The 20,460-nt window shown below is 34.9% G+C and carries 18 protein-coding genes; 2 read left to right on the top strand and 16 right to left on the bottom strand.

The features are described from left to right. The 12 genes from nusA to ACNDLV_RS02650 all read right to left on the bottom strand — a co-directional run bounded on the left by nusA (position 1) and on the right by ACNDLV_RS02650 (position 14,818). Positions 1-1,107 carry a transcription termination factor NusA gene (gene nusA, locus ACNDLV_RS02705; protein ID WP_006586863.1) on the bottom strand — a complete coding sequence of 369 codons (1,107 nt, stop codon included), beginning with the start codon at positions 1,105-1,107 and terminating at the stop codon, positions 1-3. A 20-nt stretch (positions 1,108-1,127) separates the two neighbouring features. Then, a complete protein-coding gene (rimP, locus tag ACNDLV_RS02700) occupies positions 1,128-1,604 on the bottom strand; it encodes a ribosome maturation factor RimP (protein ID WP_006587352.1) in 477 nt (158 codons plus the stop codon). Positions 1,605-1,699: 95 nt separating this feature from the next. Next, positions 1,700-6,019 (bottom strand): PolC-type DNA polymerase III, encoded by a 4,320-nt coding sequence (locus ACNDLV_RS02695; protein WP_006586865.1) that lies wholly within the window; start codon positions 6,017-6,019, stop codon positions 1,700-1,702. A gap of 9 nt (positions 6,020-6,028) precedes the next feature. Further along, entirely contained in the window at positions 6,029-7,726 is a 1,698-nt protein-coding gene (locus ACNDLV_RS02690) for a proline--tRNA ligase (protein ID WP_006586866.1), read from the bottom strand. A 19-nt stretch (positions 7,727-7,745) separates the two neighbouring features. Further along, complete coding sequence (gene rseP / locus ACNDLV_RS02685) at positions 7,746-8,999, bottom strand: RIP metalloprotease RseP (protein ID WP_006586867.1); 1,254 nt, start codon at positions 8,997-8,999, stop codon at positions 7,746-7,748. Between the two features lie 2 nt (positions 9,000-9,001). Then, complete coding sequence (locus tag ACNDLV_RS02680; protein WP_006586868.1) at positions 9,002-9,808, bottom strand: phosphatidate cytidylyltransferase; 807 nt, start codon at positions 9,806-9,808, stop codon at positions 9,002-9,004. Positions 9,809-9,819: 11 nt separating this feature from the next. Next, positions 9,820-10,533, bottom strand: coding sequence for an undecaprenyl pyrophosphate synthase (gene uppS, locus ACNDLV_RS02675; RefSeq protein WP_006586869.1), 714 nt, complete (start codon positions 10,531-10,533; stop codon positions 9,820-9,822). Positions 10,534-10,536: 3 nt separating this feature from the next. Continuing rightward, on the bottom strand, positions 10,537-11,094 hold the full coding sequence (gene frr / locus ACNDLV_RS02670) for a ribosome recycling factor (RefSeq protein WP_006586870.1): 558 nt from the start codon (positions 11,092-11,094) through the stop codon (positions 10,537-10,539). Beyond that, entirely contained in the window at positions 11,094-11,819 is a 726-nt protein-coding gene (gene pyrH / locus ACNDLV_RS02665) for a UMP kinase (RefSeq protein ID WP_006586871.1), read from the bottom strand. Before pyrH ends, frr begins: the two co-directional genes overlap by 1 nt. A 127-nt stretch (positions 11,820-11,946) precedes the next feature. Further along, positions 11,947-12,822, bottom strand: coding sequence for a translation elongation factor Ts (gene tsf, locus ACNDLV_RS02660; RefSeq protein WP_006587353.1), 876 nt, complete (start codon positions 12,820-12,822; stop codon positions 11,947-11,949). 33 nt (positions 12,823-12,855) lie between these two features. Next, positions 12,856-13,638 carry a 30S ribosomal protein S2 gene (gene rpsB, locus ACNDLV_RS02655; protein ID WP_006586873.1) on the bottom strand — a complete coding sequence of 261 codons (783 nt, stop codon included), beginning with the start codon at positions 13,636-13,638 and terminating at the stop codon, positions 12,856-12,858. A 169-nt stretch (positions 13,639-13,807) separates the two neighbouring features. Then, positions 13,808-14,818: a GIY-YIG nuclease family protein gene (locus ACNDLV_RS02650; RefSeq protein ID WP_006586874.1), complete on the bottom strand. Its 1,011-nt coding sequence runs from the start codon at positions 14,816-14,818 to the stop codon at positions 13,808-13,810. A gap of 63 nt (positions 14,819-14,881) precedes the next feature. Between ACNDLV_RS02650 and ACNDLV_RS02645 the strand changes: the two genes are divergently transcribed. After that, a complete protein-coding gene (locus ACNDLV_RS02645; RefSeq protein ID WP_006586875.1) occupies positions 14,882-15,496 on the top strand; it encodes a lysophospholipid acyltransferase family protein in 615 nt (204 codons plus the stop codon). Positions 15,497-15,525: 29 nt separating this feature from the next. On the opposite strand, the gene ACNDLV_RS02640 is transcribed toward ACNDLV_RS02645, so the two are convergent. The 4 genes from ACNDLV_RS02640 to ACNDLV_RS02625 form a co-directional block, all read right to left on the bottom strand. Next, positions 15,526-17,319, bottom strand: a complete 1,794-nt coding sequence (locus ACNDLV_RS02640) for an ABC transporter ATP-binding protein (RefSeq protein ID WP_006586876.1) — start codon at positions 17,317-17,319, stop codon at positions 15,526-15,528. After that, entirely contained in the window at positions 17,303-19,057 is a 1,755-nt protein-coding gene (locus ACNDLV_RS02635) for an ABC transporter ATP-binding protein (RefSeq protein WP_034535761.1), read from the bottom strand. Before ACNDLV_RS02635 ends, ACNDLV_RS02640 begins: the two co-directional genes overlap by 17 nt. An 87-nt stretch (positions 19,058-19,144) precedes the next feature. Then, positions 19,145-19,366, bottom strand: a complete 222-nt coding sequence (locus ACNDLV_RS02630; protein WP_006584888.1) for a YneF family protein — start codon at positions 19,364-19,366, stop codon at positions 19,145-19,147. A 17-nt stretch (positions 19,367-19,383) separates the two neighbouring features. Continuing rightward, on the bottom strand, positions 19,384-19,632 hold the full coding sequence (locus ACNDLV_RS02625; protein ID WP_006584889.1) for a DUF896 domain-containing protein: 249 nt from the start codon (positions 19,630-19,632) through the stop codon (positions 19,384-19,386). Positions 19,633-19,770: 138 nt separating this feature from the next. Here ACNDLV_RS02625 and lexA point away from each other — a divergent pair, with 138 nt between their 5' ends. Next, positions 19,771-20,406 carry a transcriptional repressor LexA gene (gene lexA, locus ACNDLV_RS02620; RefSeq protein WP_006586878.1) on the top strand — a complete coding sequence of 212 codons (636 nt, stop codon included), beginning with the start codon at positions 19,771-19,773 and terminating at the stop codon, positions 20,404-20,406. Positions 20,407-20,460: the final 54 nt, after the last annotated feature.

Raw genomic sequence — 20,460 nt, 5'->3', positions numbered from 1 at the left:
CTATTCTTCATTATCTGCTGGTTTTTCTTCACCAGCATTTTCACTGTTTCCATTGTCTTCATCAACAAATTCAACTTGAGATTCTGGACGAATATCAATCTTATAGCCTGTTAAACGAGCAGCAAGACGTACATTTTGTCCTTTCTTACCAATTGCTAAAGATAATTGGTAATCAGGAACGATAACTAATGCACTCTTTTCATCTTCATCTTCACCAAATTGAGCAGCAATTACTTCTGCAGGATTAAGAGCATTAGCAATGAAGTCAGCTGGATCATCTTCATATTTTACAATATCAATATTTTCTCCACCTAATTCATTAACTACATTTTGAACACGAGCTCCCTTTGGACCTACACAAGTACCAACAGGGTCAATGTTAGGATCATCTGATTTAACAGCAATCTTGGTTCTATCTCCAGCTTCACGTGCTACCGATACAATTTGAACAGTACCATCGTAAACTTCAGGAACTTCTTGTTCAAATAATCGCTTAACCATATCTGGTGCAGTTCTTGAAACAACAATTTGAGCTCCTTTAGTATCATTACCCACTTTAGTTACCAAAACTCGAATCTTATCTTGTGGGTTGTATACTTCATTTGGCATTTGGTCGCCACGTGGCATAACTGCTTCAACTTTGTCAATCATGACATAAACAAAACGATTATCATGACGTTCTACAACACCTGTCACAAGTTCATCTTGATATTGTGAATATTCGCTGACAATGTGATTTCTTTCAGCTTCACGAAGGCGTTGCATAATTACTTGCTTAGCTGTCTGAGCTGAAATTCTCCCGAAATCTTTAGGAGTTACTTCAAATTTAATTTCATCGCCCACTTCATATGCTTTATTAATTTCGAGTGCATCTTTCAAGCTAACTTCTAAGCGATCATCTTGAACTTCATCAACAACCGTCTTAATAGCCATCACTTTGAAGTTACCCTTTCTTTCATCCAAGTCAACTTCAACATTTTGGGCTTGATTGTAATTCTTTTTATATGCTGCTACAAGGGCAGCCTTAATTGCATCAACAATAATTTCTTGCTTAATACCCTTTTCAGTTTCTAAAGTGGCAAAAGCTTCTAACATTTCTTTAGTCATAAGTTTTTAATCAGCCCTTTCTAAAATTCAATTGCAAATCGAGCGTTTGCAATTGCCCCAATTGGGATTTCCAACTCTTTAGTCCGAGTTTTAATCTTGATTTTTAACGTAATTTTTTTATTATCTCTACTTAATAAAGTACCATCAAAAGACTTTTGTCCATCAATCTTTTGGTAGCAAGCTACGTGGATATATTTATTTAAAGCCTTATTCCAATCGCGTTCATTCTTAATTGGACGTTCCAAACCTGGTGAAGATAACTCCAACATATATGGTTCTGTAAAAGGATCAGGATTTAACTTATCTAGTTCTTCAGAAACTATTTCACTTAAAGCGGCAATTTCTTCAATGTCAATTCCACTTTCTCCGCGATCAACATAGATACGCAAATAATATTGATTTTTTTCTTTTACGTATTCAACATCAACTAATTCGTCCCCACGCTTTTCAGCTAAAGGGGTAACTAAATCCGTTACAAGATCAATGATTTTTGTCAAAAAATCTTCCTCCGTACTAAAAAGAGTGAGCATTACTGCTCACTCGAATTGGCTATTCGAACTACGTTTGTTATTATATCACAATCTAGCAAAAATTAAAATAGCGACAATTGATTTTGCTCAGGCATCCCTTCCAAAACACCATTGACTTCTAAATAATCCATAATAGTTTGTGAAACTTTACCTCTCGTTCTTAAATCTTCCTTGGATAAGAATTTCTGTTCAGCTCTTGCTGCAACTATTTGCTTAGCAGCATTATCACCTAAACCAGGAACAGCATTAAATGGTGCCAAAATAGTGTGATCATCAATAATCTTAAAGTTTAACGCTTCTGATTCATTGACATCTACCATTTTTATTTTTATACCACGTTCTAAGCATTCATTGGCAATTTCCAAAACTGTTAATAAAGATTTATCTTTAGCACTTGCATCATTTCCTTGATCTTGAATCTTCTTAATAGCCGCTTTAACAGAATTTTTACCATGGCTCATAGCCACAAGGTCAAACAAATCTGCTCTAACTGAAAAATATGAAGTGTAATAAATCACTGGATAGTAAACCTTAAACCAAGCTATTCGCAAAGCCATTAAAATATAGGCAGTAGCATGTGCTTTAGGGAACATATACTTAATTTTCAAGCAAGATGGAATATACCAATCAGGAATATTATTGTTCTTTTTTAAGACAGCCATATCATCATCACTAATTCCACGACCATGTCGAACAGATTCCATTGTTGAAAAGGCTACTTCTGGCTTAACTCCCCAGTGAATCAAGTCCATCATAATATTATCACGACATCCAATAACATTCTTTAATTTGCAAGTTCCATTGTTAACTAAGTCTTCTGCATTTCCTAGCCAAACATCAGTACCATGTGATAATCCTGAGATTTGTAGCAATTCAGAAAAAGTCGTTGGATTTGTTTCTTCAAGCATTCCGCGAACAAATTTTGTTCCAAATTCTGGTACACCCAGTGTTCCTGTCTTTGAAGCTATTTGTTCAGGAGTTACTCCTAAAATATCTGTTCCAGAAAATAATGACATAACTCCTGGATCATCAGGTGGTATTGTCATTGGGTCAACTCCGCTTAAATCTTGCAACATTCTGATCATAGTTGGATCATCGTGTCCAAGAATATCAAACTTTAAGATATTATCGTGAATTGAGTGGAAATCAAAGTGTGTTGTTAACCAAGCTGCATTTAAATCATCTGCCGGATATTGCACTGGAGTAAAATCATATATATCCATGTCATCCGGAACTACAACAATCCCAGCTGGGTGCTGACCTGTGGTTCTTTTAACACCTGACGTCCCAGTTGCTAAGCGATCTAATTCAGCGGAACGCAAGTTTAAATTACGTTCTTCTTCAAAATGCTTAGCATATCCATAAGCTGTCTTATCTGCAACAGTAGAAATAGTTCCCGCTCTAAATGAATTAGCTGGTCCAAACATAACTCTAATATAATTATGAGCTACAGGTTGATAATCTCCTGAGAAATTCAAATCAATATCTGGAACCTTGTCACCATGGAATCCCAAGAAAGTTGCAAATGGAATATCTTGGCCATCTTTTACTAATTCTGTACCACATTCTGGACACTTTTTGTCTGGCAAGTCGAACCCTGATCCATATTCACCATTTTCAAAGAAATGTGAATATTTACATTTAGGGCAACGATAATGTGGCGCCAAAGGATTTACCTCTGTAATTCCAGACATTGTTGCAACCAGACTAGATCCAACTGACCCACGAGAACCAACCAAATATCCATCTTTATTAGACTTGGCCACTAGTTTTTGTGAAATCAAATAAATAACAGCATACCCATTAGAAATAATTGAATTTAGTTCTAATTCAATTCGGTCTTTAACAATTTTAGGTAATGGCTTTCCATACAATTCATAGGCTTTATTATAGGTTAAATCTGTCATTTGTTGATCTGCATCTTTAATGTGTGGTGGATAAAGACCACTTTTTACGGGAGCAATATCTTCAATTTCATCAGCGATTTTATTAGTATTATCAATCACTATTTCTTTAGCAATATCTTCTCCCATAAAACTAAAAGCATCTAACATCTCTTGAGTAGAATAAAAATGCAATTTTGGTTGTGGTTTATTACGATTAGGATTTGATCTTTGAGCTGCAATTAAAATTTCTCGATAAATTTTATCTTCCGGATTTAGATAATGACAATCCCCTGTTGCAACAACTGGGATATTCAATTCCTGACCTAATTTGTAAATGTTTTTTAGAATTTCTTCTAATTGATTCTCATCTTTAATCAATTCATCTGCTATTAATTGTGAATACGCAGCTGGTGGTTGAACTTCTAAAAAGTCATAGAATTTGGCTTTTTCTCTTGCTTCATCATAACCCTTTTGCATCATGGTGATGAATACATCACCCTTCCAGCAACCACTACCAAACAGCAAACCTTCTCGATATTTTCTTAATTCTGAAATAGGTGTTCTAGGTTCACGATAAAAATACTGTGTACTTGCTAAAGAAACTAGTTTATACATATTCTTTAAGCCCTTTTGGGTTAAAGCTAAGACTGTCATATGAGCTGGTTTAGCACGTTTATATACTTGACCAAATTTAGCATAATCATTCATTTTTCCTAAATCATCTTGCTCAAACTTGTCATTAAACGCATCTAACAATTTAAACATCAAATATCCAGTTGCCTCAGCATCTTGATTTGCACGGTGATGGTGTTCAAGAACGACATTATACTTTTTACAAAGTGAATCAAGAGTATGTTTAGTTTGTTCAGGATGAAGTAAACGAGAAACCTCTAAAGTATCTACGACAGGTTGAGTAATTTCCTTTAAACCACTTCTTCTTAACGCAGCATTAACAAATCCCACATCAAATTGAACATTATGCCCACAAAGAGGACGATCTCCATAAAACTCCTGAAATCTCTTTATAACTTCAGCTTCATCATCAGCTTTTGAAACCATTTCATCAGTAATCGAAGTTAAATTAATTGTAGTTTCACTTAATGGATGATGCGGATTAATAAATTCATCAAATCTTTCAATCACTTCGCCGTCTTTCATTTTTACGGCCCCAATTTCAATTATAGTGTCATAAACTGATGAAAGACCAGTAGTTTCAACGTCAAAAATTACAAATTCACGGTTTTCATAAGTCATAGGCGCTGGATTTAAAACTAATAAAGCGTGATCATCTACCATATTAGCTTCTAATCCGTACAAAATTTTCATTTCTTGTTTTTTGCCAGCGCTATATGCTTCAGGAAATGACTGTACATCTCCGTGATCTGTAATTGCTATCGCTTTTTGTCCAAATTTTTTAGCTGTAGAGATAAAATCAGTTGCAGTATTAGTTGCATCAAGCTGACTCATAATAGTATGTAAATGGAGCTCTACTCGCTTTTTATCACCTTCATACTTTTCTGTCCGACCAATATGTTCAATAATTTTGAAATTATTAATATTAAAAACAACGTCATGAACATATTGATCATCTAAGGCACTTCCAGACATTCTAGCCCATACTCCTGGCTTAATACCCTTCAACATTTCAATCTGCTCTTTATCTTTAACAAATTTTTTGAAGGCAATAGAATCTGAATAGTCAGTAATTTCTCCTGAAAAAATATAAGCTCCAGATTTTAATTCATGGGAATCAATATTGAAGATATTTCCTTCGATGACGATATTTCTCATCCCATCTTCAATCTCTTTCATTCCGATTATTTCACTAGCAGGAATGTCTGCTTTACCAAAGTTCTTTTCTCTTGTTTGCCGATTATTATTTGGTGCAACTCTCTTAGGCTTAGGAGGAATATTTTTAAAAGCCTCATTCATGCTTTTTTCGTGTTCTGCTTGCAACTGTTCTAATTGTTCCAAACTTGCCAGATTTGCTTCTTCATTTTGATTCTTAACTTGCAGTTTCAACTTTATATTAAAGAAACCATATCTACGCAAATCAAAACTCAAATTATCTAAATCAGATTGTGAAATCGAATTGGCAAGCATCGGAGTTTCAACTCCAATTATCCAATCACTTGCAACTTTAACTGGCTTTTTACTAGACAAGCATTCACGAGCCATTACAGTCATATTTTCAGTATGACTAACCACAAATGACCAATAATCAGGCAAATATCTATCCGAACCGTCAGCCGTTGATATCATAATATTCACATCAACAAAGGGACTAAATTCTTGTTCTGTGAGCTTAATTAATGCTTCATAAGTATCAAACTTTAGTGGCGTATCAAAAAAAACGTGGATATCCCACTTACGCTTTTTTCCGTAAACATCCACGTTTTCGATTTTACCCTTTTCGAGTAAATCATTGTCACTAAAAGAGTTGGGAAACTTAATCTGCTTCAAAAATCTTAAAAAAAGTTTATTTGAATCTGCCACAAATATTACCTAATCCAATTCTTTTGCAACTAATGCTTCAAGTTCTGCTAAAGTTACCTCACTTGCCTTTTCATCAAGGGGACGCTTAACTTCAACAATACCATCGGCAGCTTTCTTACCAATTGTAATTCTTAATGGTGCTCCTACTAAATCTGCATCTGCAAATTTAACACCTGCACGTTCATTACGATCATCATAAAGAACGTCATATTTATCGCTAAATTTAGCATATAAACTTTCTGCTAATTTAGTTTGAACTTCATCCTTCATCTTCATTTGAATCAGGTGAAGAGCAAATGGTGCAATTTCCTTTGGCCATGCAACACCGTGTTCGGTCAAGTTTTGCTCAACTGCTGCAGATAACATTCTTGTTACACCAATACCGTATGAGCCCATAATAACTGGTTGTGCTTTACCATTTTGATCAAGGAAATCAGCACCCATAGTTTCAGTATAGTAGGTACCCAACTTAAAGATGTGTCCAACTTCAATTGAAGTAGTAAATTGAAGAGGCAAATGATCAACTGGATCTGGTTCACCTTCATTTGCAGTTCTAATGTCTGAAAATTCATCAACTTTGAAGTCACGATTCAAATTAGCGTTTTGGAATTGATAACCAGTTTCATTTGCCCCAACAACAATGTTGTACAAGTCCTTAACTGTTTCATCAGCGATAATCTTATCTGCCCAATCAGCTTTAACTGGACCAACTCCACCTTTTTCGCTACCAGTAACATTAACCAATTCTTCTGCAGTTGCTTCACGAACTTCATTTGCATCTAATAAATGACCCAATTTTACTTCGTTAATTTGCTTATCAGCACGAATTAAGACTAAAATCTTTTGGTCATCAGCCATGTACAAGATACTCTTCACAATTCTAGTAGCAGGCACACGCAAAAATTCAGTCAATTGTTCAATAGTTTCGCAACCAGGTGTAGCAACTTTTTCCATTGGCTTCAATTCTTCAGGTTCTTGCTTAAAGGTATCAATGCTCTTTGCCATTTCAAGGTTTGCAGCATATGTACCTTTTTCATTAGTAGCAATGGTGTCTTCCCCAATTGCTGCTGGAGCTTGAAATTCTGTTGAGTTTTTACCACCCATTGTACCAGAATCTGCAATAACAGGGTGAACAGTAACACCTGCACGTTTGAAGATACGCTTGTAAGCTGCTTTTTGGTCATCAAATTGCTTATCTAACTGTTCTTTTGTAGCTGCAAAGCTGTAGCCATCAAGCATTACAAATTCACGACCGCGCAATAAACCAAATCTTGGACGATTTTCATCACGGAACTTAGTTTGAATTTGGTAAAGTGCAAGAGGCATTTGCTTGTAACTCTTTAAGTTTTTAGCAATAATTTCAGTAAATGTTTCTTCATGAGTTGGACCTAAAAGACTATCACGACCATGACGATCTTTTAGCTTAAACATTTCATCACCATATTTATAGTAACGACCAGATTCTTGCCACAAAGTAGCTGGCAATAAATGTGGCATAATCATTTCGGGAACATTAATCCGATCCATTTCTTCTTCAATGATTCTTTCAGCTTTACGTAATACCCGATAGCCTAAAGGTAAGTATGAATACACACCAGCAGTTACCTGACGTATATATCCACCTCTAATCATTATTTTATGACTTGCTGCTACTGCATCAGCAGGAGCTTCTTTCAAAGTTGGCATAAAAAAATTCGATTGTCGCATAATTAACTCCCTAAATAATTTATTTAATAAAGTAGCGATAAATGTCGTTACCTGTTACTAATATAATCAAAATTAATAAAAATACAACTCCAGCAATTTCAACTGCAGTTTCATGTTCTTCAGAAATTGGTTTTCCGCGAATCAATTCAACTAGATTCAATAAGAGCTTGCCGCCATCTAATCCAGGAATTGGTAACAAATTCATGATTCCCAAATTAATTGATATCATAGCTAAAAAGACTACAACAGCTGAAATACCAAACTTGCTTACTTGACTAGTCTGAGAATAAATCCCTACAGGACCTGATAACTTGTTTAAGCTAAAATGACTAATTAAATTACCAACCGCTTTAAAAATCAAACCGGTTGTATTCACAGCCATGTTCCACCCTCTAGCCAATTTCACAGAAAAACGTTCATCAGATTTAGCATATATCCCAATTTGATATGCTTTTTCACCATTGTACTTAACGAGTTTGGGTTTAAGAGAAACAGTCTTTGTTTTGTTGCCTCGCTTAATAGTTAGTTGCATTGTTTTGCTTTTATTTTCAGCAACTCTTTCACTAAAATTCTCAAAACTAGTAACTTTTTTCCCATTTACAGCAACTAATTGATCATTTTTCTTCAAAACAGTACTTGCTGGTGAATCTTCCAAAGTTCGTGCAACAGTTGTTGTTGAAGGACCAACTGTTGATATTGACCAAATAATAAAAATTACAAAACCTAAAATTATATTCATCAGTGGTCCTGCAATATTGGTCGCAATTTTTTGCCAAATTTTAGCATTTTGGAATTGTGTGTCTTCAGGAGCTATTGTTAATTCTGTCCCGGTATTATCAATGATTGTTGCATCATGATCAACGGAATACTTAAATTCTTTGCTTTCATCACCATTTTCATAACCCTGAATAGTGAGGTCTTTTACCAAATCAGCCTTAGTTACTTGTAAAGGAATGCCTGAAATCGTTATATCAGATTCTGAAGCGTCGATTCGTACAACTTTACCCGCCTCATCTAAAGCCAAAATAACATTGGTCCCTGGATCAATTGTACTAATATCATCTTTACCAGCTAATCGCACATATCCCCCTAATGGAAGCCAGCGTACGGTATAACTGGTATTTTTCTTTCTAGTTTGGAATAGTTTGGGACCCATTCCAATAGAAAATTCTCGCACTAAAACACCACTTTTTTTCGCAACGAAAAAGTGACCAAATTCATGTACAAATACTAATAGTCCAAAAATGACTAGAAAAATTAAAACTGTAGTCATATTTATCCCTTAATAAAAAATAGAGCGATTACAGGTAAAACAAATAACATGCTATCAAAGCGATCTAAAATACCACCATGTCCTGGCAAAATTTTACCTGAATCCTTTACTCCGTAATAACGTTTATAAGCAGATTCTACTAAATCACCCATTTGACCAACAATTGATAAAATAGCACTAGTCCAGATAAGATAACTATAATCTTTTACTAATGGTACTACATTAATATAGATTGCAGAAAAAGCAATTGCACAAACAACTGCACCTATAGATCCTTCCCAAGTTTTATTGGGACTAATCACAGGCCATAATTTATGCTTTCCAAACTTTTTGCCAATCATGTAAGCACCAATGTCCGTTGACCAAACCACAACAAAGACATAGCCTAATAAAGCTAGTCCTAACATCGATCCATGGTCAATATTTCGAATAGCTGCTAAGTAATGAAAACCCGTTCCGATATATAGAGATGCTAGCGTATAAACACCAACGTCATCAAAGCTGGTTTTGTTCTTTGATAAGACTGTCCATGTCAAAAGCAACATAACCATCGTAAAATAAATCCCAGGTCTAGTTACTTCTTTTGGAAAGACATTAAAAAATGTCTTGGGAACCGTCCAGGTCAATGTAGCAAGTAGAGCCAATAAAAAATCAATTGATAAAAGAATTTGCTTCTTCATCAAAAAAATTTCACTAATTCCAACTGCTGCTAATGCTGCTGCAAGCCAATCAATCCAATAGCCACCTGCAACAACAATTGGTATAAATAAAATTAAGGCAATCACTGCCGTAATTGTACGTTGTTTCATATATTCTCTCTTTATAATTTACCAAATCGGCGATCACGCCCTTGGAAATCCATAATTACTTTTTTCAAATCTTCTTCATTAAAGTCAGGCCAATATTTATCTGTAAAAGCTAATTCTGAATATGCTAATTGCCATAATAGAAAATTAGAAATTCTCTGTTCACCTGATGTTCTTAAAATCAAGTCTGGATCAGGATAAGGTAAATTGGCTGTTAACAACTCTTGATTAACCAATTTATCATTAATATCTTCAAGAGTTATACTTTCATTTTTAACTTGCTTAGCAATTTTCTTAATTGCAGTAGTTATTTCCCTTCTTGATCCATAATTAAAGGCAAAATTTAAAATCATACCAGTATTATTTTTAGTATCTTCCATAGCTTTCTGGGTTACAGCCAAGGTCTTATCTGGTAACTCATTTAAAAAGCCCATTATATTAACTTTTACATTATTTTCCATCAATTTAGGCATAAACTTATCGAAAAAAGTAATGGGTAACTTCATCAAATAACTAACTTCATCAGTTGGTCGTCCCCAATTCTCTGTAGAAAAAGCGTAAAGTGTTAAAACCTTTACGCCCATTTCATTTGCTGCCAAGGCAATCTTTTCGATATTTTGCATACCTTGTTTATGCCCCATTACTCGTGGGAGATGGCGCTTTTGAGCCCAACGACCATTACCATCCATAATAATGGCAAGATGATTTAACTCTTTTTCTTTTGTCATTGATTAGCCCTTAGTGATTTCTTTACGCTTTTCATCTGCAAGTTGATCAACACGTTTAGTGGCGTCATCAGTAACTTTTTGAACATCCTTTTCTAAACGCTTTTGTTCATCTTCAGTAATATCGCCATTTTTTTCTTGTTTTTTCAAACTATCCATAGCTTCACGACGAACATTTCTGATTGCAATCTTTGCTTGTTCAGCTTGTTTACCAACTTGCTTGGCAATTTCTTCACGACGTTCACCAGTTAATTGAGGGATTACCAAGCGAATTACATTACCGTCATTTGCCGGAGTAAGTCCCAAATCACTTGCTAGCAAAGCGTGTTCAATATTGTCTAAACTAGACTTATCATAAGGAGTTACTAAAAGAACACGAGCTTCAGGAATAGTAACACTTGACATTTGTGTCAAAGGAGTAGGTACACCGTAGTAATCTACCTTAACCCCTTCTAATAAACTAGCATTTGCAACACCAGCACGAATATTTCCTAATTCTTTTTGATAAACCGCAATAGATTTATCCATATTTTCTTTTGCTTTAGCGATTACATCGTTTGTCATTATTTTCCACCTCTAATTACTGTACCGATATTTTCACCTTCGATAACTTTCTTGATGTTACCTTCAGTATTCACGTTAAAGACAATTAATGGAATATCTGTATCCATTGATAATGAACTTGCAGTTCTATCCATTACTTTCAAGTTCTTTGAAATTACATCTAATTGAGTTAATTCATCATATTTTGTTGCACTAGGATCAATTTTTGGATCAGCTGAATATACACCATCAACACCATTTTTTGCCATTAAAATTACATCTGCATCAATTTCGGCTGCTCGTAAAGCTGCTGTAGTATCCGTTGAGAAATATGGGTTACCAGTACCACCACCAAAAATCACAACACGTCCCTTTTCAAGGTGACGAACTGCTCTTCTTCTAATATATGGTTCAGCAACTTGTCTCATCTCAATTGATGTTTGAACTCTCGTAGGAACACCTACATGTTCTAAACCATCTTGCAAGGCTAAACCATTCATAATTGTTGCGAGCATTCCCATGTAGTCTGCTTGTGAACGTTCCATTCCAAGCTTGGCACCAGTTTCCCCACGCCACATGTTACCACCACCACAGACAACACCAATTTCAACACCTAAATTATGAATTGATTTAATTTCTTTTGCTAAGTGGCTAATGACAATTGGATCAATACCTACACCCTTAGGTCCGGCTAAAGCTTCACCACTAACCTTTAAAATGATTCGTTTATACTTAACTTGACTCATAATAACCTCCTAGTGTTTTGCTTTTAACATTTTACCATACTTGAGTCTAGAATGTTTTGTTGATTATCTTATATCTGAATAATTTTAAGCAAAAAAAAGAAGCACAGAGTGCTTCTTTTTTTGAAAATTACTTCATTTGTTCACGAACTTCAGCAGCAAAGTCTTCTTGCTTCTTTTCGATGCCTTCACCAACTTCGAAACGTTCAAAGTTAACTACAGTAGCGTTTTGTGACTTAGCGTAAGCTTCAACAGTCATGTCTGAGTCCTTAACATATGCTTGATCAACCAAGCAGATTTCGCTCAAGTACTTGTTTACACGACCTTCAACAATTCTAGGAACGATGTTAGCTGGCTTGCCTTCATTTTCAGTTTCCTTAGTGAATACAGCCTTTTGACGTTCTAATTCGTCTGCAGGAACAGAATCCTTATTCAAGTATTCTGGGTTAATTGCAGCAACGTGCATTGCAATGTTCTTAGCTGCTTCTTCGTTGCCACCCTTTAAGGTAACTAATGCAACGATAGCACCACCATTGTGCTTGTATGCGCCAAATACTTCATCATCGTTCTTGTTGATAAGCTTAAATCTTCTGAAAGTAATCTTTTCACCAATTACGGCTGTAAGATTAGTTGTTGCACTTTCAATAGTGCCATCAGCTAAAGGAGCATTCAATGCTTCTTCCATGTTCTTAGGCTTTGCAGCTAAAACAGCCTTAGTAATATCATTAACTAAGTTAATGAACTTGTCGTTTGAAGCAACAAAGTCAGTTTCTGAGTTAACTTCAACAAGTGCAGCAGTATTACCTTCAAATGCGAATTCTGCTAAACCTTCTGCAGCAATTCTGCCACTCTTCTTAGCAGCTTTAGCAACACCGTTTTCTCTTAAGATGTCGATTGCTCTTTCCATGTCTCCTTCAGCTTCAACTAAAGCCTTCTTGGAGTCCATCATACCAGCACCGGTACGTTCACGTAATTCCTTAACTTGTGCAGCAGTAATTTTTGCCATTAATAATTCCTCCTATGGAACTAAAAGTAAAAATTAATCTTCGTCAGCTTCATTAGCTACTTCTTCCATTGACTTTTCGTCAGTAGATTCTGCAGCCTTATCAGCCATTTCTTGTTCAACGTTTTCATCGTCTTCGCCTTGCTTGCCTTCAATTACGGCATCAGCCATAGCACCGGCAATTAAACGAATAGCACGAATTGCGTCATCGTTAGCTGGAATGATTACGTCAATTGGAGTAGGATCAGTGTTAGTGTCAACCATGGCAACAACAGGGATACCAAGCTTGTTTGCTTCGTGAACCGCAATCTTTTCCTTCTTAGGGTCAACAACGAACATTACATCTGGAATTCTTGGCATATCTTCGATACCACCTAAGAATCTTTGTAATTTATCCATTTCCTTAGTCAAAAGAGCAACTTCCTTCTTAGGTAACAAGTCGAAAGTGCCATCTTCTGACATAGCCTTCAATTGCTTCAAACGCTTAACACGACTTTGAATAGTAGTCCAGTTAGTCAAAGTACCACCTAACCAACGTTGGTTTACGTAGTATTGACCTGCACGAGTAGCTTCTTCCTTAATAGCTTCTTGTGCTTGCTTCTTAGTACCTACGAATAAGAATACACCATCGTTTTGTGCAACAGCCTTAACGTAGTTGTATGCATCATCTAACATCTTGATGGTCTTTTGTAAGTCGATAATGTAGATGCCATTTCTTTGAGTAAAGATGTATGGCTTCATCTTTGGATCCCATCTTCTAGTTTGGTGACCAAAGTGTACACCAGCTTCAAGCAATTGCTTCATTGTTACAACTGACATAAAAAAATCCTCCTATGGTTTAATACCTCTCAAGGGATCAACTCGACACTTGACCTTTCGGCACCATATGCCAATCGCCCTTGATGTGTGTTTTTTAATTATATGCAAATACGCATACTGTCTTATTTTATCAAAGCGGTATTAAAATTTCAACTGTCGCATTTAAAAATTATATTGTAACATTATGGTCTTTTAAGAATTGTTCCTTCCAACTTCTAGAATGATGTTTAAACCAGTATTCACGTTTTAGAGCTTGCTGTTTATCATTAAAGCATTCGTGATAAATCATTTTTACAGGTCTTCTACTTTTGGTATATTTTGCTCCTTTACCACTATTATGTGCATTTAACCGCTGCTTCAGGTCAGTTGTAAAACCGCCATACAGAGTATTATCATTGCAAAGTAAGACGTAAAAATAATACTTATTCTTTAGCTCTGCTTCTTGGGCCAATAAAAATTGATTGATTTCTGGATTATAATGCCCATCACTTGTCTGAGTTACTATTGGGCTTTTCAAAATCAATCCATCACTTGCTCCATTTTTACTAGCCGTAATAACAATAAGATTGCTCTCTTTATGGGAACTAGACGTATATGGCTGTATCTTTTTAACAGGTAAATTATATTTTTGACAAAAATAGCAAATTTCACCTAAACGCTCTGGTCGATGTACCATTACTAACCGGCCTTTATTTTTTAATACTTGGCTAGCTTGCAAAATAATATGTTCTAGATCTACTAAAATCTCATGTCTAGCGAGCGCTTTTTTTTCATTTGGATTAACAACATGACCAGGCGCAACTTTAAAGTATGGTGGATTAACCAAAACCATATTGTTTTGTCTCCCCACAAACTTAGTTGCATCATTCACATCACCCAAAAAGCACTCAATTCTATTTTCTAAATGATTAAGTTCAACTGATCTTTTCCCCTGGTCATATGCATGATCTTGTATTTCAATTGTTTTAAAATGTGCCTCTGTTCGATGCGCCAAGTAAATACTAGCCGCACAATTTCCGGCACAAAACTCAACTATTTGATCACGATCTTTAATGTAATCTAAACAGCCTGCTGCTAATAAAATTGTATCCAATGAGAAACTAAAAGCTTCTTTATCTTGAATTATTTGAATTTGATTACTATAAATGTGATCAATTTTTTCACCATTTTTAAGTTTCATAATTTGCTTTTTGTCCTTTTCATCTTATTTGATATAATAAGTCTACAATATTGGAGGTAATTTATGTTTTACAAAATCATTCGGCCGATTGTTAGATTTATCGTCTGGATTTTAAATGGGCATTTACACGTTCATAATAAAGAAAGATTGCCAGAAGGAACATACATTTTAGTTGCTCCCCATCGCACATGGTGGGAACCAATTTTATTTGCACTTGCAACCAGCCCAATGACTTATATGTTTATGGCAAAAAAGGAACTCTTTAAGAATCCAATTTTATCTTTTATTTTACGCCATGCTGGTGCGTTTCCAGTAGATAGGAAAAATCCAGGACCATCTGCATTAACTATTCCAGTAAAAGGCTTGCGTAAAGATCAAGATTCACTGATGATTTTCCCTTCCGGAACTCGTCATTCTGCTGAATTAAAGAGCGGAGCTTTTGTCATTGCTAAAATGTCTGGCAAACCACTTTTACCAGTTGTATATCAAGGTCCGCTTACTTTTAAAGACTTCCTCAAACGAAAACCACTTGAAGTTGTGATTGGCAATCCCATAACAATTGATCGTAAATCTAAGATTGATCAAGAAACTACGCCTATTCTATATAAGCAATTAGAAGATGCCTGGGCAAAACTTGATCATGATCAAAATCCAAATTTCAAATATATTCCTAAATAAAAATGAAGTGCAGTTGCACTTCATTTTTTCTATCCACGTTCTTGTTGTAAACGATATAAATCATAATAATAGCCCTTCTTAGATAACAATTCCTCATGATTACCTGTTTCAACAATTTTTCCTCGATCAAGTACAATAATTTTGTCTGCATCTTTAATTGTTGAAAGCCGATGGGCAATTGCCAAAGTAGTTCTTCCTTGACGTAATTTCTTCAATCCATTTTGAATTAGCGTTTCTGTTTCAGTATCTACATTAGCAGTCGCTTCATCTAAAACCAAAATTTTAGGGTTAGTTACCAAAGTTCTAGCAAAAGATATTAACTGACGTTGACCACTTGAAAATTCACTTCCACCTTCAATCACTTTACTGTCATACTTATCAGGTAGTTCTTCAATAAAACTATCAGCTTGGACTTGCTTAGCTGCTTTGACAATAGCTTCATCACTAATTTCTTTATTATACAAGCGAATATTACTTTTAATATCCCCATAAAACATAAATGGTTCTTGCAAAACTAAGCCCATCTTTTTTCGTAATTCAGCTGGACTAAAATTTCGAATATCATGACCATCTAATAAAATCTGGCCTGAATGAAATTCATAAAAACGCATCATAATATTTATTAAAGAACTTTTTCCACTTCCAGTATGACCAACTATTCCAAGTGTTTGGCCAGGTTTTAAAGTGAAAGAAATATCATGTAAAACGTCATTTTTACCATCATAAGAAAAAGAAACATGTTTAAACTCAATTTTTCCTAATTCAATTTTGGCATTAGAATCAACAGACTGTTGAGGTTCCAATTCTGTTTCATCTAGAATTTTAAAAATTCGTTTTCCCGCAACAATACCATCTGTAAATGATGTTAAAGAATCCATCATTGAACTAATTGGATTAAAAAAGCTTTGAATATAATTGGAAAAAGCATAAATAACACCCGCTGCCACAAAAACGCTTCTTGTTGGAAAGCCAAAATAAAGCAAACTGACCGCAATTGCAACATTGTAAAGCAAACTAGTAAGTGGAGAAAGTAAAAGAGCGTTCATTTTTACAAGCTTCATTCTTGTTTTTAATTGTGCATTGGTAATATCTTCAAACTCAGCTTGAATTCTCTTTTCTTGCCGGAATTGTTGAATAACATTTATTCCTGTAATACTTTCATTTAATTTGGTATTTATCAAACTATTGCGCTCTCGATATTCTCGGTATAATCGTGAATTATAGTAGGAATACAGCCACATAACCAAAAGTAATAACGGTAAAAATGCCAGAATAATTAAGCCGGCAATCTTATCAGTATAATACATTGCTACAAAAGCTGTAATCATAGAAATAATTCCAATCATAACTGCAGAAAACATTGATAAAAAAGTACTTAAAGTCATAGTGTCATTAGTTATTCTGGATAGAATTGATCCAGCTGGGTTTTGGTCAAAATAACGCATCCCTAATTGATGTAATTTCTGATATAAAACACGCCGAACTTTTTCTAATGTTTTCTCTCCAGCTAGGGAATAATAATACTCATAAAAGAATTGGAGCAGTGCCTTACTAATTAGCCCAAGCAAATAAATAGCTGCTACCCCATAAATAATCTGCCATGTTGCATTCTTATGAGCCAAAAAGTGATCCATGTAATATTGTAAAAATCTTGGCAAGAGAATATTTATCACACTTACTAATAATGCCCCGAGCAATGACGCAAAAAATTCTACTTTATATAGCAAAACAAATTTAAAAATTCGCTTAAATATTTGTTTTTGTTCTTTAAAGCTAATTGCCTTAGACCAGATAGATTCGTAATCCTTATTCAATTCCTTCACCTACCTTCTTTTCAAGTTCTTGTCTATCCCACATCTCCTTATACCAACCATCTTCTGCAAGTAACTGTTGATGTGTACCTCGTTCAATAACCTGACCATTTTTTAAAACTAAAATCAAATCAGCATTCATTACACTACTTAGACGATGAGCAGCAATAATCGTTGTTTTATCTTTTCGACACTTTTGCAAATTATTTAAAATATTCTTTTCTGTCTTGGCATCAACTGCTGATAAGGCATCATCTAGAATTAAAATTTGACTGTCCTTTATTAAAGCCCTGGCAATTGCCAAGCGTTGTTTTTGACCTCCAGAAAGCGAAACACCATTTTCTCCAACTAAAGTGTCATATTTATTGGGAAAAAGCATAATATCACTATCTAAAGCTGCTTCTTGAGCTGCTTTTCTAACTTGCTTGAGTGTAGCTTCTGGTTCAGCAAAGCGAATATTATCTGCAATCGAAACTGAAAACAAAAAATTCTTTTGTGGCACATATGAAATCTGACTCAAATACGAATCTAAAGCAATATCTTTGATGTTTTTGCCAGCCAATTTAATTTGCCCCTGATAATTGTCAAAATCTCTCATTAGCAGTTCAATTATTGTCGATTTACCTGCTCCAACTTTTCCAACTAGTCCCAGAGTTTGCCCAGGTTGTAGATTAAAATTAATATTCTGCAAGGCCAATCTATTTTTTTCATCAGGATATTTAAACTGATCAATATTTACTTCTAAATCGCCAGTTATTGTAGCAACTTGATGATCTGCTTGGTCTTTAATTAAAGACTTTTCGCTTAACAAGCTCATAACTCGCTTGTAGCTAGCACTCCCTCTTTCAATCAAATTAAACAAATAACCAATAGCAAACATTGGCCACTCAAGACTCCCGATATAAGCGACAAATGAAACAAGTTGTCCAATATTAATTTCATTAGACTGGACCATTTGACCACCAGCAATAATGGTAATTACATAAGTAAAACCAATAATTAGAGTAGTCAACGGATCATATAATGAATCGATTTTAAAAACACGTTTATTAATGCGAATTGTATCATGTGTCATTTTATTGAATGCTGCAATATCTTCTTGTGCTTGACCAAATGTTTTTAAAACTTTAATCCCAGTAATTGATTCTTGAGTTTTATTGTTTAATTGGCTAAAAGCTTCTTGACTATTTCGATATGCTTCATGAAGCTTTGTCCCTAGAAAGCGAGCCATTAAAGCAAGCAAAGGCATTGGAATCATAGCAATCAAAGTCAAGCGCCAATCAACAAAAATCATCATGGCAATTAATGTCGTTCCACCAGTAAAAACTGCATCAACTAATGCTAATATTCCATCACCGGCTACATATTGGATAGCAGAAATATCATTAGTAGCATGGGCCATCAAATCACCAGTTCGATGGCGCTGATAAAAAGTACGATCCATCTTTAAAAAATGCCAATATAATTTTGTGGTTAAATCACGAGCTAAGATCTGAGCGCCACCCCAAAGTTGACTCCGCCAGCCAAAGCGAAAAACATATAATAAAAGTGCAGCTACCAGTATTCCAAGAACATTAATAATAAATTCCATCCAACTTATTTTTCCTTGGTTAAGTAGTTCTGCCATTCTCCCGAGAGCGAGTGGTGGAATCAAATTAACAAAGGAGGTTAAAATTAAAAATAAAATACCAAAAAAGTAGCGTTTTTTATATTTCTTAAAAAACCAGCTTAATTTTATGAAAATATCCATAAATTCCTCCTCTTTATTTTTTAATGATATATGTAAAAAAAGAAGCAGGAAAAATCCCTCTCCAATAATCAACTAATGCTTTGAAAATTAGTTCTTTTGTTGATGCTTCATCATGTTCATTACTTGGTTAACCTTCTTAGCAGATGGTTTTTGCCCCATTTGAGACATCATAGCAACAATCATATCTTGATTAATTGGTGGATTTTCTTGGAAATACTTTTTCATGTATGCACGTGCTCCATAAAAGCCCCCAACAAGGCCAATTAATAAAGCAGCGATGATTAAAATAATTGCTAAACCTAAATTCATTCTCTTTTACCTCCGTTTTAGTCTTTTCTTAAGCCTTTGCGGCGTTGTGCGCGTTTCGCCTTTTCTGAAGTAATTTCTTTGCCATTTTTATCAATTAAAACCAGATTTTCTATTTGTTGTTTAAATCCAGCTCTAAAATTAGCAATAAACTTTTTATGAAGTTCTTCTCGTTCCGCCTGTTCTTCAGGGGTTAAGCCTTCAGTTTGTTTTTTATGATAAAGTTCGTTAATTCGATTACGAACACGTTCTTCTTCTTTTTTATCCATAGGTTTTTCACCTCACAACAATATTAAGTTTACATTATTATAAGAAATAAAAAAAGGCTTTTTTTCAGGAACAAGCGTTTGTTGAAAGTGACACAATCTGCTATAATTAGGCATAAGAACAGATACGGAGACAATATTATGACATTAAAAGAAGATTCTAACCAATTCAAGATTCTTGAATTTATTTATAACACAGTTGAAGATCGTGGATTTCCACCTACGGTTCGTGAAATTTGTGAAGCAGTTGATTTATCATCTACTTCAACAGTTCACGGCCACCTCAATCGTCTAGTGAAAACTGGCTATTTATTTAAAGACCCAAGTAAGCCACGCGCTCTTGAAATTACTCAAGAAGGTTTAAATGCCTTAGGGGTTGATCCTGGGATTCCATATCTTGGAACTGTTGCTGCTGGAGATCCAGATACCGCTTTAGCAGATGATAGCGGAGCAGAATATTACGTGCAGCGACCAGAGCGTTTTGATAAGCGTGACCCTTTATACATGTTAAAAGTTGACGGTATGAGTATGATTGAACGAGGTATCTATCCAGATGATTTAGTAATCGTTCGCCATCAAAATGTCGCTGCCCAAGGTGATTTAGTTGTGGCTTATACTGAAAATAATGGTACTACTTTAAAAGAACTGGTTCGAGACCGTAGCTCTAAACAGTTGCGCTTAAAGGCTTACAATAAAGAAATGTATCCTGATGAACTTTTGCCAGATACTAACTTTAAGATTTGTGGAAAGGTAGTTGCATTAAATAGAGATTATTAAAATTATAGAATGAATGTTTTGAACGTTTTAGTAATTCTCGAAACTATGATATCT

Source organism: Lactobacillus fornicalis (genome assembly GCF_055362665.1).
The sequence above is the reverse complement of the archived record's forward strand: the minus strand, read 5'-3'. Positions and strand labels throughout refer to the sequence as shown.

Coding starts and splice junctions, on each gene's coding strand:
- ACNDLV_RS02635 (WP_034535761.1), bottom strand. CDS start 19,057: ATGGATATTTTCATAAAATTAAGCTGGTTTTTTAAGAAATATAAAAAA.
- tsf (WP_006587353.1), bottom strand. CDS start 12,822: ATGGCAAAAATTACTGCTGCACAAGTTAAGGAATTACGTGAACGTACC.
- nusA (WP_006586863.1), bottom strand. CDS start 1,107: ATGACTAAAGAAATGTTAGAAGCTTTTGCCACTTTAGAAACTGAAAAG.
- uppS (WP_006586869.1), bottom strand. CDS start 10,533: ATGACAAAAGAAAAAGAGTTAAATCATCTTGCCATTATTATGGATGGT.
- ACNDLV_RS02625 (WP_006584889.1), bottom strand. CDS start 19,632: ATGGATAAAAAAGAAGAAGAACGTGTTCGTAATCGAATTAACGAACTT.
- ACNDLV_RS02650 (WP_006586874.1), bottom strand. CDS start 14,818: ATGAAACTTAAAAATGGTGAAAAAATTGATCACATTTATAGTAATCAA.
- ACNDLV_RS02690 (WP_006586866.1), bottom strand. CDS start 7,726: ATGCGACAATCGAATTTTTTTATGCCAACTTTGAAAGAAGCTCCTGCT.
- rpsB (WP_006586873.1), bottom strand. CDS start 13,638: ATGTCAGTTGTAACAATGAAGCAATTGCTTGAAGCTGGTGTACACTTT.
- ACNDLV_RS02680 (WP_006586868.1), bottom strand. CDS start 9,808: ATGAAACAACGTACAATTACGGCAGTGATTGCCTTAATTTTATTTATA.
- rseP (WP_006586867.1), bottom strand. CDS start 8,999: ATGACTACAGTTTTAATTTTTCTAGTCATTTTTGGACTATTAGTATTT.
- ACNDLV_RS02630 (WP_006584888.1), bottom strand. CDS start 19,366: ATGAATTTAGGTTTAGCAATTATTTTAATCATCGCTGCTTTATTAATT.
- lexA (WP_006586878.1), top strand. CDS start 19,771: ATGACATTAAAAGAAGATTCTAACCAATTCAAGATTCTTGAATTTATT.
- frr (WP_006586870.1), bottom strand. CDS start 11,094: ATGACAAACGATGTAATCGCTAAAGCAAAAGAAAATATGGATAAATCT.
- pyrH (WP_006586871.1), bottom strand. CDS start 11,819: ATGAGTCAAGTTAAGTATAAACGAATCATTTTAAAGGTTAGTGGTGAA.
- ACNDLV_RS02645 (WP_006586875.1), top strand. CDS start 14,882: ATGTTTTACAAAATCATTCGGCCGATTGTTAGATTTATCGTCTGGATT.